18 protein-coding genes are annotated in these 22,126 nt (G+C 44.2%); 6 read left to right on the top strand and 12 right to left on the bottom strand.

What is annotated here, in order from left to right; all coding sequences use genetic code 11:
• The 4 genes from L1D60_RS04800 to L1D60_RS04785 all read right to left on the bottom strand — a co-directional run bounded on the left by L1D60_RS04800 (window position 1) and on the right by L1D60_RS04785 (window position 3,476).
• The gene (locus L1D60_RS04800; protein ID WP_239839976.1) at window positions 1-915 is read right to left on the bottom strand and encodes a DMT family transporter; all 915 of its coding nucleotides are present in this window, start codon (window positions 913-915) and stop codon (window positions 1-3) included.
• Window positions 916-924: 9 nt separating this feature from the next.
• Entirely contained in the window at window positions 925-2,616 is a 1,692-nt protein-coding gene (locus tag L1D60_RS04795) for an SgrR family transcriptional regulator (RefSeq protein WP_239839975.1), read from the bottom strand.
• Window positions 2,617-2,792: 176 nt separating this feature from the next.
• The gene (locus tag L1D60_RS04790; protein WP_032552568.1) at window positions 2,793-3,026 is read right to left on the bottom strand and encodes a DUF3389 domain-containing protein; all 234 of its coding nucleotides are present in this window, start codon (window positions 3,024-3,026) and stop codon (window positions 2,793-2,795) included.
• A 24-nt stretch (window positions 3,027-3,050) separates the two neighbouring features.
• Window positions 3,051-3,476, bottom strand: a complete 426-nt coding sequence (locus L1D60_RS04785) for a hotdog fold thioesterase (RefSeq protein WP_032552569.1) — start codon at window positions 3,474-3,476, stop codon at window positions 3,051-3,053.
• Between the two features lie 120 nt (window positions 3,477-3,596).
• On the opposite strand from L1D60_RS04785, the gene L1D60_RS04780 reads away from it, so the two are divergent.
• Window positions 3,597-4,385 (top strand): M48 family metallopeptidase, encoded by a 789-nt coding sequence (locus L1D60_RS04780; RefSeq protein ID WP_239839974.1) that lies wholly within the window; start codon window positions 3,597-3,599, stop codon window positions 4,383-4,385.
• A 79-nt stretch (window positions 4,386-4,464) separates the two neighbouring features.
• Here L1D60_RS04780 and L1D60_RS04775 read toward each other — a convergent pair whose 3' ends face one another.
• A complete protein-coding gene (locus tag L1D60_RS04775) occupies window positions 4,465-5,547 on the bottom strand; it encodes a site-2 protease family protein (protein WP_239839973.1) in 1,083 nt (360 codons plus the stop codon).
• A 344-nt stretch (window positions 5,548-5,891) separates the two neighbouring features.
• On the opposite strand from L1D60_RS04775, the gene L1D60_RS04770 reads away from it, so the two are divergent.
• The 3 genes from L1D60_RS04770 to L1D60_RS04760 all read left to right on the top strand — a co-directional run bounded on the left by L1D60_RS04770 (window position 5,892) and on the right by L1D60_RS04760 (window position 10,396).
• On the top strand, window positions 5,892-7,160 hold the full coding sequence (locus tag L1D60_RS04770; RefSeq protein ID WP_239839972.1) for a porin: 1,269 nt from the start codon (window positions 5,892-5,894) through the stop codon (window positions 7,158-7,160).
• A gap of 12 nt (window positions 7,161-7,172) precedes the next feature.
• Complete coding sequence (locus L1D60_RS04765) at window positions 7,173-9,608, top strand: VolA/Pla-1 family phospholipase (protein WP_239839971.1); 2,436 nt, start codon at window positions 7,173-7,175, stop codon at window positions 9,606-9,608.
• A gap of 230 nt (window positions 9,609-9,838) precedes the next feature.
• Window positions 9,839-10,396 (top strand): PhnA domain-containing protein, encoded by a 558-nt coding sequence (locus L1D60_RS04760; protein WP_239839970.1) that lies wholly within the window; start codon window positions 9,839-9,841, stop codon window positions 10,394-10,396.
• A gap of 69 nt (window positions 10,397-10,465) precedes the next feature.
• Here the strand turns inward: L1D60_RS04760 and L1D60_RS04755 are convergent, their stop codons facing one another.
• From L1D60_RS04755 to L1D60_RS04735, 5 genes are all read right to left on the bottom strand, one after another.
• On the bottom strand, window positions 10,466-11,749 hold the full coding sequence (locus L1D60_RS04755; RefSeq protein WP_239839969.1) for a DEAD/DEAH box helicase: 1,284 nt from the start codon (window positions 11,747-11,749) through the stop codon (window positions 10,466-10,468).
• 158 nt (window positions 11,750-11,907) lie between these two features.
• Window positions 11,908-12,633, bottom strand: a complete 726-nt coding sequence (locus L1D60_RS04750; RefSeq protein ID WP_239839968.1) for a DUF1223 domain-containing protein — start codon at window positions 12,631-12,633, stop codon at window positions 11,908-11,910.
• 141 nt (window positions 12,634-12,774) lie between these two features.
• On the bottom strand, window positions 12,775-12,963 hold the full coding sequence (locus L1D60_RS04745) for a hypothetical protein (RefSeq protein WP_032552577.1): 189 nt from the start codon (window positions 12,961-12,963) through the stop codon (window positions 12,775-12,777).
• 311 nt (window positions 12,964-13,274) lie between these two features.
• On the bottom strand, window positions 13,275-14,276 hold the full coding sequence (locus L1D60_RS04740; RefSeq protein WP_239839967.1) for a TerC/Alx family metal homeostasis membrane protein: 1,002 nt from the start codon (window positions 14,274-14,276) through the stop codon (window positions 13,275-13,277).
• 493 nt (window positions 14,277-14,769) lie between these two features.
• Window positions 14,770-16,515 carry a bifunctional UDP-sugar hydrolase/5'-nucleotidase gene (locus L1D60_RS04735; protein ID WP_239839966.1) on the bottom strand — a complete coding sequence of 582 codons (1,746 nt, stop codon included), beginning with the start codon at window positions 16,513-16,515 and terminating at the stop codon, window positions 14,770-14,772.
• A 236-nt stretch (window positions 16,516-16,751) separates the two neighbouring features.
• Here L1D60_RS04735 and L1D60_RS04730 point away from each other — a divergent pair, with 236 nt between their 5' ends.
• Complete coding sequence (locus tag L1D60_RS04730) at window positions 16,752-18,392, top strand: ATP-dependent endonuclease (protein WP_239839965.1); 1,641 nt, start codon at window positions 16,752-16,754, stop codon at window positions 18,390-18,392.
• Window positions 18,393-18,552: 160 nt separating this feature from the next.
• Here the strand turns inward: L1D60_RS04730 and L1D60_RS04725 are convergent, their stop codons facing one another.
• Both L1D60_RS04725 and L1D60_RS04720 read right to left on the bottom strand, forming a co-directional pair.
• A complete protein-coding gene (locus tag L1D60_RS04725) occupies window positions 18,553-19,047 on the bottom strand; it encodes a DUF1097 domain-containing protein (RefSeq protein ID WP_239839964.1) in 495 nt (164 codons plus the stop codon).
• Window positions 19,048-19,251: 204 nt separating this feature from the next.
• Complete coding sequence (locus tag L1D60_RS04720; protein ID WP_239839963.1) at window positions 19,252-20,157, bottom strand: LysR substrate-binding domain-containing protein; 906 nt, start codon at window positions 20,155-20,157, stop codon at window positions 19,252-19,254.
• A 258-nt stretch (window positions 20,158-20,415) separates the two neighbouring features.
• On the opposite strand from L1D60_RS04720, the gene focA reads away from it, so the two are divergent.
• Window positions 20,416-21,867 carry a formate transporter FocA gene (gene focA, locus L1D60_RS04715; protein ID WP_239839962.1) on the top strand — a complete coding sequence of 484 codons (1,452 nt, stop codon included), beginning with the start codon at window positions 20,416-20,418 and terminating at the stop codon, window positions 21,865-21,867.
• The last annotated feature ends 259 nt before the right edge of the window (window positions 21,868-22,126 follow it).

Here is a 22,126-nt window from a genome sequence, read left to right as displayed (position 1 = left end):
TTACGAATTACTAACTTTAGGAGACAAGATTACTGCTGCGATTCCGACAAAGATGATGCCGGATGCAATAACATACTGCAGTGTGATTGGTTCGGATAAGAATAAGACCCCGCCAAGAGTCGCAATAATTGGTACGCTGAGTTGAGCAACCGATGCCGTCAATGTACTCAGCTTCTTAACGACTTGATACCAAAGTGTATAGCCCATCGCAGAGGCAAACACACCAGACAACAGTGCGTAAGTTACACCTGAGTTGTTCATAAACAATGCGTCTGACATCGCTCCACTGAATATGACAACGATGAGTAACACAAGAGAAGCTAAACCAGCATAGCTAAAGTTGATCATTGTCGCTTGAAGAGGATCGTGCACCTTACGCCCTGCTAATGTGTAACAACCCCAACCTATTCCTGCGAGCATCATAAGTACCACGGCTTTGAGATCTAAAGTGTGTTGTTGGTCATTTGGCCACAACAATAAGACCAGGCCACTAATGGCTATCCCACAGCCTAGCCACTCCATAAGTGACATTCTCTTTGTCTGTATTAAATGTGCAACCACCATAGTAAGCTGAACCATCACAAACAAGATCAAGGCACCTAATCCAGCTCCAAGCGCAACATACGCATAGGAAAAACCAAACATATAGACGAGCAATGCACCAATTGAGGTCGGGTTGCCTTTCCAGTTTGATTGTTTCATTTCTTTTGATTGCAATGGTTGTCCACCAGCCGTTTGCTGTTTTGAACGATTCACAGCCCAGTAAATCAGTATCAAAGTAATGGCGCCGGCGACAATACGAATCAAAGAGAAACTCAGAGGGTCGATACTGTTGTCGGCAAGTGCCCATCGACACAATACCGAGTTGGCAGCAAAGGCAATCAACGTAATAACTGTAAGAAACAAAGTGGACATAATGCGCCTTTATCCGAGATCCGGCTTATTCCAAACCTGACTGAAGTCGAACCAACCTAACGCATTACACTTAGCATTTTGCAGGGTACCACATTGATCTTTATTAACACCTAGCCAGCAGTGAAACATTGGGATCAACTGATTACTGTGAACCAATTTCTTACCTAGTTGACGAGCTGGGAATGTTTCGTATTCACCAGCGCGCCACTGTTCGACCATAGCGCACCACTGATCAAATTCATCTAATGGGCTCGACTCTTCAATAAAGCTGTAATCCATCAACCAACCAACTAAAGCGTCATCACGATTATTCGCGATCCCCATTGGATTGATCCAGATATCGACATCATCGGCGTGCGGTGGATCCATGTCATATCCAAACAGCTCGACTCCAACACCATACTTTTTGAGAACCGCTTCAATGGCATGTCCCAACGTCGGAAACATTGGATGTTGACGCTGAAACGCAATCTTTATCACTGGCTGCGTTGAAGACTTTGGACAAACAGGCGGTGCGAGTTTTACATCGTACCAACCCGGTTTTAATCCATACGCGTGCAGTACACCGAGGTCGATGACCGTCTCTTTAGGGATGTGAGTAAACAAATCAGCCGCATTCAACGCATTAGAGAGGAACTCCGCCCATAATGGGTTCTTGGCGATACCTTTTTGTCGGTTGAGCAAAAGATAGGTACAGCCCGGGTCCAACTCAACTTCATCACTGTCGCCACGATCAGCCATTACCGGCTTTGATAGGCTTGGATAGACCATAGACGAGTATGCCTCGTCGACCACCCATACTTCGACTCTGTCTATCAATGGTCGAAAACCAAAGTAGCCATCAAAGGCATGAAGTATCAATTGTTGTTCATCATTCTTCTCAACTCGATATGGGCCCGTACCAATTGGACGAATATCGTAGTCATCGCCACGTAAACTCACAGGTAATGTGACTTTTGCGATCGACTCTGTCAGTGCTAATGGAAAATATTTGTCGGGACGAGTTAAGTAAACATCAACCACGCAGTTAGCTGGCGACTCGACACGCTTGATATGCGAGAACATGTTAAGGCTCTCTAAGGAGTCAAGCGTCTCAACAATATGACTGGTTTGAAGTAATTCACCATTATGAAATCGGACACCCGGACGAATAAAGAAACGCCAATGGTCATCTTGTACTTTTTGCCAAGAATGCGCGAGGTCAGGTTGTAACTGGTCGTTGTCATCAAGCTTGGTTAAACCACTGAATACCTGACGCGCGATATGCTGCTCTGAACGGCGCATCGATTTTGCTGGGTTAAGCATAGATAGCGGGCGGTAATACGGAAGACGAATCACCTGCTCGCCCTCTTGGTATTGCACACCCAAATAGTTCTGAATAACTTGCGTGAGCTTGGCAGCATCTCTATCTAAAACGTTAAGTGCTTGCCCGATTTTCCCATCTTCAAGATAGCGTCGCGCCAATGTTTCACTGACATCGTTCCGATTTTGCTTAAAGATCAGTTTTGATTGTTTACCTCTACCTGCAGCTGGTTGCCATTCTATCCAGTTTTCTTCTTCAAGTTTGTTTAGAACCATACGCGCATTACGACGCGTACAACAAAGCACATCAGTAATATGATCTAATTGGACTTCTGAGTCTTTACCATCAAAGTACTCAAACAAAGTTTCAAATTGGACTCGTAATCTTGGGCTGCTCATAAAGAGGAAATTTCAACTAATTAGAATTAATTTCAGTTTCCTTATTTTAATAGCGGAAATCAACAGCTACCTTGTGATTTTGCAAGGTATTGTCTTGAACGTTCGCCATTAAAAAGGAGCTCTATTGGGAGCTCCTAAAATGCTTATCAGTGAGTTATCGCGAAAGCGAGGGACAATTAAAGAATGTCACAACCTATTTCATTGGCGATGTCTCTTAGTTGTTGTTCGTCGTCGAGCTTAATCGACCATTTACACTCCGAGCCGTTAGCAGAGACAACATTTGCCCCTTTTCCGATTAATTGAATCGCGTCAACTTGTGCTTGCAATGTAACGCGGTGCTCTCCGTCCAAACGAACGACCAGTTCATGAGGCGTGGCAATGATTTTTCCACCACTGAATGTAATAACCATAAATACTCTAATTCACTAAAATCACTATCGTTTGTGTTTTTTAACCGCGATGGTTAGACGACTCGAACAGACCAAACGCTCGCGTTCATCTGTAATGTTGATCTGCCATACCTGCGTAGATGCACCTAAGTGAATGGGCTCAGCTTTACCTATTACGTGCCCCTCACGCATCGAACGTACGTGGTTAGCATTGATGTCCAATCCCACACAAAAATAGCCATCTGAAACACAAAAGTTTGCAGCTAACGATCCTAAGGTCTCGGCCAAAACGACAGATGCGCCACCGTGGAGCATGCCGAGAGGCTGGTGAGTAAAATGACAAACTGGCATTGTTGCAACCAACGAGTTGTCGTTTACTTCTGTGTATACAATATTGAGATGCTCAATGAGCGTGTTCTTAGATGTCGCATTGATGATGTCGAGGTCTATGGGCTTTTTCCAGATTGACATATCATGGTCCTATACGTTGTTATAATTATGGATAAGTCGTGATTGTTATCGCTTAGGTGTTAGATATCACGCAAGTTGATGTTAACATGCATAAAAACGGCAATACACAGAGGATAATGTATGACGTCATGGATGAAGCTCGCTTCTCTTATCACCCTTACTGGCATCACAGCATGTAGCTCTTCTCCCACTGGGCGAAATCAAATCTTGTTGTTCTCAGATCAAGATATGTCGCAACTCGGCGCTCAGTCATTTGAACAGATGAAGCAACAGCAAAAAATCAGCCAAGATGCCAAAACAAATGCTTACGTTCAATGCGTGACCAATAGCATCACTCAACATATCCCTAAGCAAGGCTTTGACGAATGGGAAGTTGTTGTGTTCGAAAGCGATCAAGTGAATGCGTTCGCCCTACCCGGCGGCAAAATAGGCGTATACACAGGCCTATTAAAGGTAGCGGTTAATCAAGATCAACTCGCAACAGTTATTGGCCATGAGATCGCCCACGTGATTGCCGACCATAGTAATGAACGACTCTCTCAAACACAACTTGCCAATACAGGGTTATCTATTACCAGCGTCGCGCTTGGCGCTTCCGAATATGCTCAATATCAAGGCATGACCATGGCTGCACTTGGTTTAGGTGTTCAATATGGTGTTATCCTGCCTTATGGGCGCACACAAGAGTCTGAAGCAGATATCGTAGGCCTTAGATACATGGCAGATGCTGGGTTTGATCCAAACCAAAGTGTTAACTTGTGGCAGAACATGGCAAAAGCGTCAGGTGGGAATCAGCCTCCGGAGTTGCTCTCAACTCACCCTTCGCATAACACTCGTATTCAAGACCTACGTGCGACGATCACCACCCTACCTCAATCTAACGCACAAAGACCAAGTTGTAAGATATAACACTATTCTAAAGACGAAAGCCCTAAGTTCTGAAACCTAGGGCTTTCTATTTAAATACTAAGAAAAGCAGTTTGCTCGATTAGGTACCCAATATTTGTAGTGGCAAACTCAATAACTGATCCCCAGTTGATGCGAAATACCAAATAACACCAATCAACCCGCTGACTAACCCCACATACCAAACTGCAGAAATGATTTGACCATAACGATCAAGCGGTAAAAGATGACTATGGTGGCGCCCACGCCACTCAATCAAAATTTCGACACTCCCCATAATCAAGAGAAAACCAAATAACGTTAAGTTAAGTTGATAGCTTAAAATAATCCCGCCAACAGCAGCTGCTGCGCATAAAGCAATACCCAACAAACTGTTCATCGAAAAGCTAATACTTTTAAGCACATGGCCACCATCGAGTGGCAATATTGGCAGTAAGTTGAACAAATTCAACAAAGCGTTAAACACGGCAAGTCCCGCGAAAAACATCTCACCTGTCACCCAATACAACACTGTAAAGATAAGAGACAAGATCAAACCAAAGAATGGTCCCATAATCGAGATAACCACATCTTGCCATCGCGTGTTGATTTTCTCATCAGATAACGCAAGCCCCCCTAAGAATGGGATCAGGTAGATGCCTTTGGTCTTCATACCAAAGTACTTCATGGCTCGAATATGACCATATTCATGAAACATTAGACAGGCTATTAAAGCCAATGCGAACTGAACTGAAAATAGCCAAGAGTACGCGGCTAAGCTCGCTGAGGCTAAAACCACTTTGATCAACTTAGCACTCTTTAGTGCTTTCAAACCCAGTGAAACTAAACCGATCAGGCTAAAGCGTTTCTCTGGCTTAGGTGCGACTTCTGGAACTTGCTGTTCAATATCTTTGGTATTTCGCGCGCCCTGCGTGATCACTTCGTCGTTTACTGTGGCACTGTATTCCATTTCAAATGGTTGCCATTGGACTCTAACATCCAACTGGCAAGCCAGAACTTGCTCTCCTGCTTGAAGTTGAAATTGATGCGAGCGTGAATGTTCCGCTTCTGATGTAGCATCAAGTTGAGAGACTAATGTGTTATCCCAAAACAGCTGTTGCCATCCAGCCATTGAGCCTTCAAGACGAAGCGTTTTCCCTAGGAAATCTACTGCGAGTAACTGCAATCTGTTATCCAAAATTAATGATTAAACAAGTGGTACCTATTATGCCGAGTTCAGTGATTTCGGTAAACAGATTCAGATATGTTAAAAAATATACAATTTATCCCTTATCGTTCAGTTAATGCTCAAAAACACTCTGGTCACACCTCCTACCTTACATAATCCATTGATAGTATTTATATAATCAATGTTAGAGTCCCGCATCTAATAAATATAACTTCACAAAATATTTGTTCTTCCTTTGACTTTTCGTAAAACATAACCTTAACATATGCTTAACATTTAGCATGGTCGCTCATGTTTGTTTTCACGTATAAGAAAGAATTAGATGCCCTAGGAGGGTTTAAATGAAAACAGTACAACGCTCTCTCGTTTCACTGTCAGTGCTGGTCGCTTGTAACTCTTTAGCTGCCGGATTCCAAGTTGCAGAACACTCAGCATCAGGTTTGGGACGTTCATTTTCAGGCGAAGGTGCCGTGGCAGATAACGCCAGTGTATTAGCACGTAACCCTGCCGCCATGACCCTTTTTGATACAGCACAATTTTCAGGCGCAGTGTCTATCGTTGACCCAGAGGTTAATGTTACTCAAAACGACGTACCAGGCTCTGGTGGACAAAGCCAATCATCGGATGACGTTGCACCACTTCAAGTAGTACCTGCCGCATACTACATTAGCCCTATCAACGATAAGTGGTCGTGGGGCATCGGTATGTTTACTAACTATGGTGTTGCAACAGATTACCCAGATGATATTTATGCAGGTGATCTCGCTGGTGATACCGCACTAGTATCAGTCAACCTTAACCCTAATCTGGCTTACCGTGTAAATGAGCAAATCAGTGTTGGTGGTGGTGTTAATATCGTCTACGCACATGCCGAATTAAACCGTCATGAAGGCGCTATTTCGAACATTACAGGAAACCCTGCATCTCAAAAATTAATTCAGATGACAGGTGAGACATTTGCTTTCGGTTGGAATATCGGTGGTCTATATGAACTAAACGAGAATAACCGTTTCTCGATAGCTTACCGCTCTGAAGTCGACCTTGACTTTGATGATGGTGAGTTCACCGATTATACAGGCGGGATCGTACAAGGTAGTGCTACCAAAACGACAGGCCGACTTCAAATCACCCTACCTTCGATTATCGAAATTTCTGCGTTCCATCAGTTGAATGATCAATGGGCAGTCCACTACGGCTGGCAACAAACACACTGGAGCAGCTTTAAAGAACTCAAAGCGACAAGTCCAGACTGTAACGACGGTGTTGCTGGGCAGTGTTTTCAAAAGTCAGAAAAATACGACGACAACAATCGCTACTCTTTGGGTGCAACATACACTTTAAACTCTCAATGGACACTTCGTGCTGGCTTTGCCTACGACGAACAGGCTGGCGAAGCAACACTGAGTATTCCTGATAGCGATCGTTATTGGTATAGCGCAGGCTTAACTTACGCGATCAACCCAGATCTTACTCTTGATGCTGGTTTTGCGATTGTTCAGAGTAAAGAAGGTGACTTCACCGAGACCAACAAATTAGGCCAAGACCTTTCATTTAGCGCGGAAGGTACAGCTTACCTATCTGCCGTTCAACTAAACTACACCTTCAACTAATGGAATGATGCTATGAAAAAGTTATTTAAAGTTTCGGTATTGGCGTCAGCTATTATTCTTGCTGGTTGTGGCGACGATACATCAAGTTCAGGTGCTTCAACGACACCGCAATACGAACAACACATTCAGGATTCATTAGCTCAAGCGACGAATATCAAGTTCCACCTGTCTGGAGCAAATACCTCAGTACCTCTACCCAGCTTCGCTTTGATGGATAGCACCGATGGTACTTTGGGACTACCAACGAGTGGTAACGATGCGCTAACCAACCCACTAGCAGCAATGAACACGATGGATGGTTGGTCAACCTCAATGCCAATCATCATGAACTTTGAAGGTGCAGGCTTAGCCGACGGCGTTGCTGCTGCAGGTGTCTACTTACTTAAACTTAGCGGTTCATTAACATCTGCAACAGCACCTACTGTCACACAAGTACTGACGCTAGGCACTGATTTCAACGTATTATCTAGCGCAGCTTCGGACTCGTTTACGATCGTGTTTAATGACTCTCTCGATGCATCAAGTGAATACGTATTGGCTCTGTCTAACGAGTTGACAGATGTTAATGGTGATCCTGTTGGCATGTCAGCAAGCTATGCTGCATTAAAATCAATGACCACCACCTACACTGAAGGTAGCTTGGCTCAAGCACAACAAGTTACACGTGGAGTCGAACAAATTTTTGCCGGCGCCAATACCGCTGGTGCGATTACACTTGATACGCAGGACATCATCTATTCAACTTGGTTTACGACTCAGTCTGTCGGTGACACGCTATTCGCTACTAAAGGCGCCACGGCAACGGGACTAGGTGGTACCGGACTCAATGATGTATGGAAAGGAAGTGCAAAAGCTGATGATGTAGACCTTTCTACGGCATATGGAATGCAGTTTGTTTCAACGAAAGACTTTAATACTGCACTAGACGAAGATACGGACTTTGATAAGTACATTGGCGGTGGTGATGCCACTGACATTGCCCTAGCAAAAGGCGCTATAAAAACAATGTATGCTGCGTCTGGGGCCAGTGTAGATGTCAGTGAAGGCTTTGTTCAACTACCCCATTACTTAGAAAAAGGGGCAGCCAACTGGAACTCTCAACCATTCGAATCAGCAATGCCGAGCTTGGCTAAAGTGTCTGGTGCACTAAGCAATGGCGCGGAGCAAGCTAACATGGTTGCACAACTTATGGCTGCAGGCATTGACCCTACACTACTCGCTACGAGCCAAACTGAGCAACTTAAACTTATAGGCTTAGATTTAACTCTAGTAGACAGCACACCACTTGATAGTGAAAGAGTCATCACTAAGTATTCTCCAGTACCACAAGTTAAATCTTTAGAGACTGTCGAGTTCCTGTTGTTTACACCAAATGGTTCTGATCCTACAAATGTCGTGATTTACCAACACGGTATTACATCAGCAAAAGAAAATGCTTATGCCTTTGCTTATAACTTAGCGCAAGCAGGTTTGGCAGTATTGGCTATCGATTTACCGATTCATGGTACGCGTAGCTTAGACGATTTACGTTCTGCGAACGAAAACGTACTGGCATATTTGAACCTCACCAACCTGCCAGTAGCTCGTGATAATGTACGTCAAAGTGCTCTCGACGTAATGGGATTACGTGCATCTCTTGCTGTGTCATCACAAGCTAATTTATTAGGTGCTTCACCATTAAAAGGTTTTGATCTAACCACAGGATCTCAAGTTAAGTTCTTGGGGCATTCGTTGGGTGGTATTGTGGGCACTACTGCAGTCGCCTCATCTAATCGCACGTTAGGTAGTGCAACAGCGGATGCTCTGTACAACTTTAGTTCTGCGGCTATTGAAAACTCTGGCGGTCAAATTTCTAACCTTTTACTAGGTTCTACTTATTTTGGCCCGCAAGTTAAACACAACGTAGCTTTGGGTGGGAATGCTCAATACGCTAATTTTGCTACTCAAAACTGTTCAGGCTTATCAGACAAAGTCTGTTATGAAACCTTTGAAAACAATGCATCCGCTGAACAACTAGCTGATGTTACGGCTGCTTTCCAACAGTTTGCTTATGCTGCACAAACCGTATTGGACACTATTGACCCATATACTAATGCTGATTACTTATTATCTGCTACTACTCCTATGCCTACTTATATGGCGCAAGTACAAGAAGACCAAACAGTACCAAACACAGTTACTAACGCTCCATTTGCAGGTACAACACCACTAGCAACAAAACTTGGTTTAAAAGTAGTTGACGCGAGTAGTGTAACACCAGATGGCGTTAAAGATTTTGTGAAGTTCAATAATACAGCGGCACACAGCACGTTTGTTATCCCACAAGACGACACGCAACCATTACCTTTGGATGCAGCTCACCACGCGGCAATGCAAACTCAAGCTGTGGACTTCCTACTTGATAATAAATTAGATGCGGTATCAAATGCGGCTTCAGTTTTAGAGTAACGAACGTCCTATCTAGTCCTAACCCCAAAATGCCAGCCTAACCGCTGGCATTTTTGTTTAACATCCGCCTAGTTCTGCCTGTTACAAAATCGTTTGCTTATAAAATTTAAGCACTTCGATTGATCTCAGCTAAAATTAATCAAGACAGAATACCGTACGAGGCCTTTCATTCTATTAAATAAAGTGGATAATAGCCCCGTAAATTAACACCTAATAAATGTGAGTCCATTATGTCTTCTGAAGCAACTATGCTAGAGCGCTGCCAATCTAAATGTGAACTATGTGGTTCTGATTCTTCTCTTACTGCATACGCGGTACCACCACACAGCCACGTTACGGTAGACCACGGCATCATGGTATGTGACAAGTGTCTTGGTGAGATTGACGATCCTAAAGACATCAACCACTGGCGTTGTCTAACAGACAGCATGTGGAGCCAAGAGCCACCAGTACAAGTGACGGCATGGCGTCAACTAACTCGCCTGAACTCTGAAAGCTGGGCGCAAGACGCACTAGATATGATGTACATGGAAGAAGAGACATCAGTATGGGCACAAATCGGCATGTCTGCTGATGACAAGCCTCTTGATTGCAACGGCGTTGAACTGAAAAAAGGTGACGACGTAACGGTAATCAAAGACCTTCCAGTAAAAGGCACAAACCAAGTAATCAAACAAGGTACAGTTATCCGCGGAATCAGCGTTGGTGACGATCCTAAACTGGTTTCTGGTAAAACAAACGGCGGTCAGTCAATGTACGTGATCGCTGAGTTCTGCCGTAAGAAGTAATCGCTTCTACTAAGAACGAGAAAAGGCGCTCATGGAGCGCCTTTTTAGTATCTGAAACCTCAATCAAGATTAACTATTTTTCAGCCACACATCTTGCTTCTGTGCCGCTTTCTTCTTCTTTTTCTTCTTACCTGTTCCGGCTGGTGGAGCAACGGGTTTAAGCGCTGCGATCAGTTCTGCAACGGCTTCGGCATCGACTTCAAAACCCTCTACTTGCTCTCGGTCCAGACGAATTTTGTTTTTCTTCTCGATAATGTTAAAGTGATGGTAATCCTCGTGATCGATCAAAGACAGAGCCAAACCCACCTCGCCTGCACGACCGCTTCGACCGATACGGTGCATGTAGTCTGATGGGCTTCGCGGTAGGTCGAAGTTAATAACTACTGGCAGCTTTTCGATGTCGAGTCCGCGAGCAGCTATATCTGTTGCAATAAGAACGTCGATATCACCCAGTTTAAAGTCTTCTAGAATACGGGTACGAGAACCCTGACCTTTATCGCCGTGGAAGACTTCCGCGATAATACCGCGCTTGTAGAGTTTATCCGCTAGATGCTCACAACCATTTTTTGAGTTAACAAAAATAAGAGCTTGTCGCCATTGGTTTTCTTTAATCAAATGCGCTAGCAAAGCCGTCTTACGCCCTTTCTCTACTTCAAACACACGTTGAACCAGTGTGCTCGCGTTTGCGCTTTGAAGTTGAACTTCAAGTGGGTTGTTAAGTAGCTCTTCCGTTAATACTTGAACTTGTTCAGGAAACGTTGCAGAGAACAAAAGAGTCTGCTTTTGAGCCGGTAACAGCTTACGAATGGCGTCAAGCTCTTCAGTAAAACCAAGGCTCAGCATTCGGTCTGCTTCATCAAGGATCAGCGTTTTTACACGATCCAGCTTGACTGCGTTGCTCGAAACCAAATCAAGCAGTCGACCTGGTGTCGCCACAAGAATATCAGCGCCACCACGTAGAGCTTGCATCTGACGGTTTACTGATACACCACCGAATACACATACTGTTTTAATTGCACCATTGAAATGAACTGCATATGACTTAACGCTGTCAGCAACTTGTTTTGCCAGTTCGCGTGTTGGCACCAAAATCAGGCCCGACACATAATTACCTTTACCGCGTGATACAGGGCTTTCCTGATAAACTTGCTGAAGTAGTGGCAAAGCAAAGGCGGCTGTTTTACCTGAGCCGGTGTTTGCGCCCGCAATAAGGTCACGGCCTTGTAAAACGCTCGGAATTACCTGTGCTTGAATAGGCGTTGGTTGTTGGTACTCAAGCTCAGTTAAGCGAGAAACAAGTGGTGAGATTAAACCAAGCTCTGAGAAGTTGGTTACTGTTGTGGTATCAGTCATTAATGGAAGAGACTCAATGGTAAATTAGAGCGCGCTATACTAGCGCATTTGAGCCCCTTTCCGTACTGATTTCCTTTTATTTACCTTTATCCAAGCCCAATTTCCACGATATACAAACTAAATCGTGTTCCATAGAGCGATTACCGCGTGAAATTGCGCTATTGATTAAACCAACCTGCAACGGTTTGTTCTGGTTGATAGGAATTAGGCTTAGTAAGCCACACCGCCACCGCATCGGGTTTAACAACGAGTGGGCTGAAATCGATGTCAAATTGCCAACTTGACTCTCCACGTTGAAATCCGTTGTAGACAACGACGAAGTCGTGTTCGAGCTCTCTCCCTCGGTTCTCCCCTGCTTTTACTTGAGTCACTTGGTTCATCGCAAGCAGAACAATGTGAGCGACGTAATCGCCCTCGCCGTCATAATTCACGCTGAAGGTACTGTCCTCACGACTTAAACTCAAAGTCGGCTTATCAACTTGTTGCATCGACGGCAATGTACGATCAAGCCAATTAAAATAACCACGCCACTCTTTACCATCAACAACAAAGCCCGGTGTATAAACGCTACTTACAACTCCGTACGCCTTATATAAGCGCTGCTTTTGACTAAAGGCTTGGCTAGCAAACTTATCACTCCAACCTAGGTAGTTCCAATAATCAACGTGGTAAGCAAGCGGAATCACTTCTTGCCAGAGTCCTGGGTGGGTTTCTAGTTTACTTAGGTATTTGTCCGCCGGAGGGCAACTAGAACAACCCTCTGACGTAAAGAGCTCGATGATTTGTGCAGGTTGACCTTTATGCTCCCAATTCTCGGCAAGCACAGATGTAGAACACAGCGCGAGCGGTATACCTAACCAATGGCTTTTGCAGATACGACTCATAACGACTCCTTCCTGATCTTTATAACCCATGTACATTAAGGGCATCGAGTTATAGAGAAGACCGAGTCGTCATTAATTTCCTTTCAGATACAAAAAAGCCAGCTACATGAGCTGGCTTTCATCAATTCTTGTCTCGCAAGATTAACGGTAGATACCGATATCTTTTTGCATGTGACCAGAAAGGTCGCTTGCGTAGTAGCTGCGAGGAGTGTTATCAACGAATAGGATGTCGATGATGTGTGCAATCAGTCCTTTGAAGTTAACCGCGTAGGTCTTCTTATCCATAGAGTTTGGAACAGCGATAGTATTCATTTGCATTGCTTGAGCCATGATTGCCTCTCTATAAATTTTTTAAGTGTTTCGTCTTGTTGGTGTGAATAATAGGCGATTATTTGCGGGTTAAAAAATGACAAAAACTAGAAGTTCGGATAAGTTTTTCTAATAAAACAAACCATTAACAACCGTATAGAATACGCACTCACACAAAATGAATTTAAATTCAAAATTGCGCTTAAAAGTTGAATTTAGTACAAATAACTCTCTAAACAAAGAGGCCAAGGTCACAAAAAATTTACATAAATAAATTCTTTGTTCTCTTGGCCTCGTGAAAATAACCACTATTTAGATAAGTTATTTTGACTTCAATTTGTCTGTTCTATGTCTGACTTGTTTCCATAGATAGATGCAATAACCGCTACTGTCATGGTGGTGATCAAAACGCCCAGTGACCAGTAAGTCGGAATCGCATATTCGCTCTCCACCAGCAGCATCTTGATACCAATAAATACCATGATGAAAGCCAGTGCTGGTTTCAGGTAGATGAACTTATCCATCATGCCTTGTAGCACAAAGTACAGAGAACGAAGACCTAATAACGCAAATACGTTCGCTGCCAAAACCAAAAACGGTTCTTGTGTTACAGCGAAGATTGCAGGGATAGAATCCAGTGCGAACATTACATCCATAACCGCAATTGCACCGATCACCAACATCATTGGGGTGATCATCCATTTAACGCCCTGCTTAACCATCAAAGAAGCGCCATGGAACTCTTCAGTCACTGGCATCACTTTACGCAGCAACTTCTCAGGTAACGTGTTTACGCTCTCTTCTTCACCTTTGTCGAGCGCCAATTTAACACCTGTCGCGATAAGGAATGCTGCGAATACGTAAAGTACCCAATGGTACTGTGCTAACAGTTGAGCACCCAACGCGATCATCACCGCACGTAACACAAGTGCGCCAATCACACCCCATAGCAGCGCTCTAGGACGTAAATGTTCAGGCACTTGATACTGACCAAAGATCATCGCGAAGACGAATAGGTTATCAACGCTGAGTGATTTCTCTAATAGATAGCCAGTGATAAACGAGACCGTTGCTTTCTCTGCTGTGTAGTCGCTATGAGGCGCATAGAATTCCCAAAACAGATAAATTGAACCTGCAAACAGGAACGCTAGCAAAAACCAAAAGATGCTCCACACCGTCGCCTTCTTGATGGTGACATTACCACCACGAGTTTGATAGATATCGACAGACACTAAAACCAAGGTGAGTAAGAAGAATCCCACGTAAGTCATCACATCTGGTGAAGTGGATATTACGTCTTGCTGAGTTGATAATAGAGATTGAGCTGAGTTCATTATTCCTCCGGGCGGAAGAACTGTTCAAAGACCTTCCGCAAACAAAACAGATCAAGGACCGAAATGGCACTTGATTGTGATTGCGTTGGTCTCGTTGAAGTGAAATATGGGATTTCACCTTTACATACCGGATAGGCTCTTGGCCTAACGAGATGACGATACGTAAACTTGCGCTAACTACTCCCCAAACGCGTGGATAATATTCCCGAATTTGTGTTTCGTCTATATAAATTTGCACTAAAAAAACAAAAAGAGGCAAAAAGCCCCTTTTGTCTGTTTTCGTTGTTAAGTGTAGGTATCAACCATAGCTTGTATTAATCTTTGGTACTGTTTCCTACAATCCCGCAATAGGTACAAAGTAAACCAGTGCCGACCAAACCGACACCCAACCTACTACTGCTACTGCATCCAACCAATCTTTCTTCCACATGTTTCGTCTCCTGCCAAATAGAGCAACTGCGAAACATTAAGCAAAAAAGATACCAACAAAGTATTAATGTGCTTTTTTATAACAAATCAAACAATTCTGAGCATTGCTACTGTTCAACGCTTCTGGATTGGCTTTTAGAAACTCTATAAAACAATCCGCCATGGACAACGCCGTAACATTCCCCTCTCCGTGCATATTCAAAACAGCATCGTAGCCTTCTTTGCCTTTCATTGTGTAGGCCGAGGATGACCCGCGATACAATTGATGGCGCTCAACCGATTGCCAATCACCATCACGGTAGATTTCAAGATGATGAATTCGATGTCCAATCGGCGCTTCAGCGTGGTAACAGAATCTTAGATTATGCGTATAAGGAAAGCTGCCTGAGCCTGTGCCAACAACACCGTTATCCAGCGCATTGTTGATCGCTCCCTCTAACATAGCGGCAATAGTTTCACCATTAATCTGATATGTACCTATCGGTACGGCAAACGGTAGTAGTTTTCCGGCAATATCAGCGACAGACACGTCACCAGCATTGAGCGAATTCCGCACCCCGCCCGCATTATGAATCGCAAAATCCACATCCAACCCGCGTTCATTCATCGCATAATGGAAGGATTGGGCCACAAGCGGAGCCAGTTGGCTCGGACCTTTTGCATCAGGTATTCGAACATGGCGCAACTTATCTTCTGCGGTCGCTATGATTTGCTGCTGCAGCTGACGCACTCTTGGAAGGTATTTATCCGTCAAGATCGACTGAATATCGGGATCTTTTTTACAGACAGAGATATGAGAATGATTGTTCAGATATTCGCAAGCCAGATCATGAGCATCGCCTTGCCCAACCTCACTAAGTTTTGCATCTATAAATAAACGACGGCCTAAAAGCAGTTCATTGCGGCCACTGAAACTCGCCACTTTTCCTAACTCATCGAATTCAATCTCACAATGGCCAAGTGACATAGCATGAAAACCCGCCTGTACAACATAGGTATCGTTGATTTTTACACCGTACTCATCGTCTTTTATCAAGCCGATGTCAGAAAAGTCACCCTGTAACCTGTGGCTATGACCGCCTACGATAAGTCCGATACCATCCACCTTGCTAGCCATTTCTAGATCGCCCTCGTAACCTAAATGACTGAGCAATATAATCTTATTGATACCTTCTTTATGAATCTGCTCGACGGTTGCTCTAGCAGTATTAATGGCGTTCTCAAACGGTGTGTCTATGTCTGGGTTCGCAATCAAATCCATCTGATCGATACTGAGACCGAAAACCGCCACAGGCTCACCCTCGAACTCTTTGACGATGTAGCTCGCACTGCGAGTATTCGGAAGGAATGCTTTTACTTGGTTATTGTCTGCCAGTGTATGAGTTTTATTGATATCCTCATTCGATAAATTCCAGTTACCGGCCAACAGAGGAAATTGGATTCGTTTGGCGAACTCTGCGACAGGCTCATTACCCATATCGAGTTCATGATTTCCTAGAGTCATCGCATCGATATTGAGTGCATTCAGCAAGTCGGCATTGGCTTTCCCCTTAAACAAAGAAAAGTACAAAGTGCCTTGGAAGCAGTCTCCAGCATGCAAAAACAGTGTGCCTATCCCTTGTCGAGTGGCATCATCTTTCAACTGCTTAAAACGAGTCGCTATTCGAGCAAAGCCACCTGTACTGACATAAGGCTCTATGATTTGCTCATTCACTTTTAGTGATAGTTGTAATGACGTTGGTTCAAAGTATGAGTGGGTGTCATTGATATGCGCCAAAACCAGTTTCGCTGGTTTATTCTTTTTTGTCATATGTTCTCTCTCTTCTTCCCTTCATACTAGGTCGGGAATCATGACAGAATCGTGAATTTTATGAAACAGCACTGCAAAAAAATACGTGTGATAGATCAATAATCACATTCGGTTCGTTTAAACTTTAGACTCTGTTTTGTGACAACAGAATACACCTAGCACAAAAATATCGATTATGATTGTAGATATCTGTTTGCTTTCAAAGCATTAGCAGATCTTTTGTTAGGAGTAAGCCTATGCAATTAGAACGAATCGAGATTTCTGGATTCAGAGGTATCAAACGAATGTCATTGGCATTCGATGAACTCACAACATTAATCGGTGAGAATACTTGGGGTAAGTCTTCACTGCTTGATGCTTTGTCTGTTGTACTCCCCGCCAATGGCGTGCCTTATCAATTCGAGATGACAGACTTCCACGTAGACTATTCCGTCTCACATCCACAATCACAGCACCTTCAAATTGTCTTGTCTCTCAAAGCTAACGACAAGTCTGAGTTAAACGCCGGTCGTTATCGCAAGCTCAAGCCGGTTTGGGTACAAGATGAGCATGGTACACACCGCATCTATTATCGAATCAGTGCGACACTCGAACAATACGAAACAATCACGCACTACGCGTTTCTCGATCTAGAGGGTAATCCACTCAAGCTTCATCACTCAGAGAAGCTCGCACAAGAGCTAATGTCATTGCACCCTGTTATTCGCTTAAGAGATGCACGTCACTTCGACCGCCCATTTAATGGGAATGGCAACGGAAACGGACACCAAACTCGGATCGAGAAGCGTATCGATAACACTTGCAGACGTTTGATGGCGATACCAGGCCATGTGAATAAAGGAGAAATGCGCAGTAGCCTAGACTCAATGCAAAGCTTGATAGAACATTACTTCTCTTTCAAAAGTGTTTCTCGTAAGAATCCGCGTAAGCCACGTGACGGACTTTTATATTCGACGGGTATAAACGATAAGAGCATTCATGAACTCGTTGAAGAGACCAACAACAAGCAGACGCGCTTATTGTTTATGGGGCTACTCAATGCCTATCTTCATGCCAAAGGCCCTAACGAGCTAAGACGATGTGCGCGCCCATTGTTGATCTTAGAAGATCCCGAAGGTCGTTTACACCCAACGCATCTCGCTAGAGCATGGAGCCTTTTACAAAAACTGCCTATGCAGAAGATTCTGACCACCAATAGTGGCGAGTTACTTGCTGCGGTACCTTTGCACTCCATTCGTCGTTTGGTTCGTCTGTCAGACAAAACCATTGCTACCCAACTTAATACCGCCCGCTTTAGTAAAGATGAACTACGTAGAATCGGCTTCCATATACGATTTCACCGCTCTGGCGCTTTGTTCGCCCGGTGTTGGTTATTGGTTGAAGGAGAAACCGAAGTATGGCTATTCAATGAGTTAGCAAATCAGTGTGGTTACAACTTGGCTGCAGAAGGCGTGCAGATCATTGAGTTTGCACAATCAGGATTGAAAGCTCTGATTAAGGTAGCCAAAGAGTTTGGCATAGATTGGCACGTAGTGACTGACGGTGATGCTGCGGGTAAAAAGTATGCGGCGACTGTGCTTGCTAAACTTGATCACGACCAACCACGACACCGACTCACAGAGTTACCAGAGAAAGACATCGAGCACTATCTATACATGAATGGGTTTGAAGGCTTCTTTAGAGACATGGTCAAGATCCCTCATGATCATCCTATTCCGCCGAAGAAAGTCGTTGCCCGTGTATTGAAGAAGCATGCGAAGCCTGACCTTGCTCTCGCGATTGTCTCACACTGTGAAAACCGTGGCCTTGAATGTATCCCTCTACTTCTTCGCTGGACGCTTAAACGTGTGATCACCATGGCCAATGGTAACACTTAGCAAAAATGCCGTTTGCCAGTCTATACGCTAAATAGAAAAAAGGCACACCATCACGGTGTGCCTGTATAAAAGCTATACAAATTAATTGGGGGTTATCTTTCACAGGGACATATCCAATCCGACAACACCATTGAAACCTGCAAGTATTTATTTCAATAACTTACGCTTCAACGTGGTTGGCGTGTTGTTCTGCCTTTTGAGAAGATTGAGATGATTTTTGGTGAAGCCATAGACCACTTGTCTTCATCAAGTAACCAAACACACCACCTAGTAGTAGCGAAGGCACAACAAGTTGCCAATCACCGGCAGCGGCAAACGTAGCGCAAGAACCGATAAAGGTTCCTGGAATGTATGCTAACCAGGTCTGTTTTGCTTGAATACACATGAAGAAAGCGACAATTGCAGTGATTACGTAGCCTAAGATTTCTAAACCAGCAAAGGTGGAGCCATGAATGATCACCATTGCCCAGAATACGCCTGTCATATTGGTAAGTAGGCTGCTAAACAACCCTTTCACACCATCGGTAGGTGATGCAAAGTAACTGGTGCAACCCAAGAAGCCTGCCCAAGATAGCAAACCAAAAGAGATAGCAATCCAGCCCCAAAGACCTGACAAAATACCTGTTGTTAACGAAATCGCGACTAATGTACTCATACTATTTCCTAAATTCTTGTTACGAGTCGTCGTAAAAGAATTCAGCCTCACTTGAAATCAAGTACGCATAGTATGGTAACTAACAAAGAAAACGGACGATCAATGTCACATTTATAATGTATCAAAGTGTCGCTTTATCATGAGATGGAGACCGATATCGCTTATTCAACAGATATCGGTATTAGCAAATTGATAAAATGATCGCTACAAAACGGAAGGTCGACTCTTCATCATGCGTTTTCCTTCACGCTTAATGCATTCGGCTAACGGATTTTCAGCCATGTCCGCGCGCCAAATAAATGAGAGTGTTCTCTCCATTTCCAATTCAGGTACATTCAAAGTCACTAGCTGACCGGATTCGATGAAGCGTTCGACATCAAGAAATGGCAAACAAGTTAGGTATGGGCCGTTGGCAACTAAGCTTCTTAGCACAGGTACGTGTTCATATTCACGCCATACGTCTAAATCCGCAATTAAATGGTGAATAGAGCTATCAAAAACTTTGCGAGTACCAGAGCCGTGTTCACGCAACACCCATTTTGCTTGCTCTAGTTGAGCCATGCTAACCCTTTCACGCTTAGCAAACGGGTGATGTGCCGATGCAACGACCGTCAGATGGTCTGTACACCACACTTCTTGATGAATGCGGTTATCGTCACAACGACCTTCAATAATGCCTAAGTCATATTGATAGTCGAGTACACCATCGATGACGGCTTGCGTACTCTGCACACCGAGCGATATACGCATCTCTGGAAAGTCATTATCAATAATACTGATGAGATCGGGAACCAAGTGTTCCGCGGGTGTTTGACTGGCACCGAGGCGAAGTTCACCACTAAGAAGATGTTGCTCATAGAAGCCCATTTCTATCTGCTGAGCATCTTGCAATAGGCGTTTTGCCTTCGGCCTTAACCACATTCCCCAATGAGTTAACGCCATTTGTTTCCCTTGCCTTTCAAACAAGGGCCTGCCTAGCATCTTTTCAAGTTGCGCTAGGGACATACTGGTAGCCGACTGAGTCAGTGCAAGCTTGTCTGCAGCTTGGCTTACACTTCCGGAATCTGCAACGGCGTCAAAGACGGCAAGCTGCTTTAATGAATAACGCAATTTTCTTCCTTAATTTCTTGTAATTATCTGTATTCCGACGCTCTTTTTTATAAAGCCTGTGAGCAATCGGTTTCATTGTACCTGCTCCGTTCGCTATATCAATATTTCTGATGTGGTTTCTAAATATTATCAATTTTACCTCTACCCTCACCGCTCGTAATCTGAATGGGCAGCAACGAAATGTCTGTTGCAACATTCACCATTCACTTAGGTATTAACACTAGGAATTACATATGACGGATTGTTCAAGGAGGGGGTATGGCGACCAGCACTTCTGATAATCATCAACTGTTTTCGCCAACAGAAATGATGGCCGAGGCAGAGAAATTTGCATTAAGTAAAGCGAACAAAACCAGCAGCATGACGATGAGTCTTGCAATTATGGCTGGTGCATTCATCGGACTCGCTTTCCTATTTTACATCACAGTAACCACAGGCAGTGCTGATGCTGGATGGGGACTCAGTCGCTTAGCTGGCGGTCTCGCCTTCAGTATGGGGCTTATCCTTATCGTCATTTGTGGCGGTGAACTGTTTACCAGTTCGGTGCTTTCTAGCATCTCTTGGGCTAACAAACAGATTACCTTCGGCAAGATGCTATCGATTTGGGGCAAGGTTTACGTTGGTAACTTTATTGGTGCGATGTTCCTACTCGCAATAGTTAGCGCAGCGGGTCTTTACCAATTAGATGGCGGTCAATGGGGACTTAACGCGTTAAACATTGCGCAGCACAAGCTTCACCATAGCCCTGTACAAGCTTTTGCACTGGGCGTGCTATGTAACCTATTGGTTTGTCTTGCGATTTGGTTAACGTTCAGCTCAGCGAATGCAATGACGAAAGCGATGATGACGGTACTCCCTGTTGCGATGTTTGTCAGCAGTGGCTTTGAGCACTGTGTTGCGAACATGTTCATGGTGCCGCTAGGCATTGTGATTCAAAACTTCGCACCTGAAAGCTTTTGGACGCAAATCGGTATGACACAGGCTCAATACGCAGACTTGAACGTTATGCAATTTGTCAGCGCAAACTTACTGCCTGTGACGCTCGGTAACATCGTTGGTGGCTCAGTATTGGTTGGTCTCGCTAACTGGAGCATCTATCGCAGACCGCAACTTAAAGCGGCAAAAATAACAGCAATAACTCAAACAACACAAATTACGTCAGTTAAGGAATCTACTATGAATACGAACACAATCATCAAAACAATCATGAACACCACACCAACGACTCTGTCTGTTGAAATGCCAACTGCAGTTGCGATCGACACTCTGCTAGACGCACAACAAGTCAGTGCACCTGTGTGTGATTTAGAAGGTCGCTTAGTGGGTGTGTTCTCAATTCACGACGTTATGGTAGATCTTTGGTGTCAAGATTACATCCCAACGGCTGGTCAAAAGGTTGTTGACCTAATGAGCCGCGATGTTGTGGCAATTGATGCAAACGACAAGCTCGTTGATGTTGCCGAATTCCTTTGCATCGACAAAGAACAGCTGTACCCAACATCAAGCATGGGCATTGCAACTCGCTTTACAACGCTTTCTTTAGAAGAGCGCGCTAAAGCGATGAAAGTAAGCCAACCGCATATGCTTCCAGTTCTTGAAAATGGTGAAATGGTTGGTGTACTGACTCGCGCTGAAGTAATGCAAGCACTACGCCCAATCTATGGTGACCGTTTAAATGTGGTACCAGAGACCGAGCTTGAAACTGCTTAATTGCAAGAGGCTATAAGCACGTAACCAGCTGTTAGCATGCGACTAGCTATAAGCTAACCAAAAACGCTAATCACTTATTGCTGGTTACTCTGGGAACACAAACAGGAAATACAAACACGTAATAGCAGCGTGTGGCTTAACAAGACGTCTAGTGGTTGCGATAGCACGGGAACAGTGTGCACCACAAACAGACTCAAGGCTTAATAACGAAAAAGGCGCGAAGCAATGGCTTCGCGCCTTTCTATTTTTATTGAGCCAA

This window comes from Vibrio sp. Isolate30 (assembly GCF_022397975.1).
GTDB classification, from domain to species: Bacteria; Pseudomonadota; Gammaproteobacteria; order Enterobacterales; family Vibrionaceae; genus Vibrio; species Vibrio fortis.
Note: the sequence above shows the minus strand (reverse complement) of the source record. Positions and strands in the feature narration are given on the sequence as shown.

Excerpts from the sequence above, each read along its gene's own strand:
- L1D60_RS04765 (WP_239839971.1), top strand. The coding sequence starts at position 7,173 with ATGAAAAAGTTATTTAAAGTTTCGGTATTGGCGTCAGCTATTATTCTT.
- L1D60_RS04795 (WP_239839975.1), bottom strand. The coding sequence starts at position 2,616 with ATGAGCAGCCCAAGATTACGAGTCCAATTTGAAACTTTGTTTGAGTAC.
- L1D60_RS04770 (WP_239839972.1), top strand. The coding sequence starts at position 5,892 with ATGAAAACAGTACAACGCTCTCTCGTTTCACTGTCAGTGCTGGTCGCT.
- L1D60_RS04760 (WP_239839970.1), top strand. The coding sequence starts at position 9,839 with ATGTCTTCTGAAGCAACTATGCTAGAGCGCTGCCAATCTAAATGTGAA.
- L1D60_RS04740 (WP_239839967.1), bottom strand. The coding sequence starts at position 14,276 with ATGAACTCAGCTCAATCTCTATTATCAACTCAGCAAGACGTAATATCC.
- L1D60_RS04735 (WP_239839966.1), bottom strand. The coding sequence starts at position 16,515 with ATGACAAAAAAGAATAAACCAGCGAAACTGGTTTTGGCGCATATCAAT.
- L1D60_RS04780 (WP_239839974.1), top strand. The coding sequence starts at position 3,597 with ATGACGTCATGGATGAAGCTCGCTTCTCTTATCACCCTTACTGGCATC.
- L1D60_RS04755 (WP_239839969.1), bottom strand. The coding sequence starts at position 11,749 with ATGACTGATACCACAACAGTAACCAACTTCTCAGAGCTTGGTTTAATC.
- L1D60_RS04745 (WP_032552577.1), bottom strand. The coding sequence starts at position 12,963 with ATGGCTCAAGCAATGCAAATGAATACTATCGCTGTTCCAAACTCTATG.
- L1D60_RS04785 (WP_032552569.1), bottom strand. The coding sequence starts at position 3,476 with ATGTCAATCTGGAAAAAGCCCATAGACCTCGACATCATCAATGCGACA.
- L1D60_RS04800 (WP_239839976.1), bottom strand. The coding sequence starts at position 915 with ATGTCCACTTTGTTTCTTACAGTTATTACGTTGATTGCCTTTGCTGCC.
- focA (WP_239839962.1), top strand. The coding sequence starts at position 20,416 with ATGGCGACCAGCACTTCTGATAATCATCAACTGTTTTCGCCAACAGAA.
- L1D60_RS04730 (WP_239839965.1), top strand. The coding sequence starts at position 16,752 with ATGCAATTAGAACGAATCGAGATTTCTGGATTCAGAGGTATCAAACGA.
- L1D60_RS04790 (WP_032552568.1), bottom strand. The coding sequence starts at position 3,026 with ATGGTTATTACATTCAGTGGTGGAAAAATCATTGCCACGCCTCATGAA.
- L1D60_RS04725 (WP_239839964.1), bottom strand. The coding sequence starts at position 19,047 with ATGAGTACATTAGTCGCGATTTCGTTAACAACAGGTATTTTGTCAGGT.
- L1D60_RS04750 (WP_239839968.1), bottom strand. The coding sequence starts at position 12,633 with ATGAGTCGTATCTGCAAAAGCCATTGGTTAGGTATACCGCTCGCGCTG.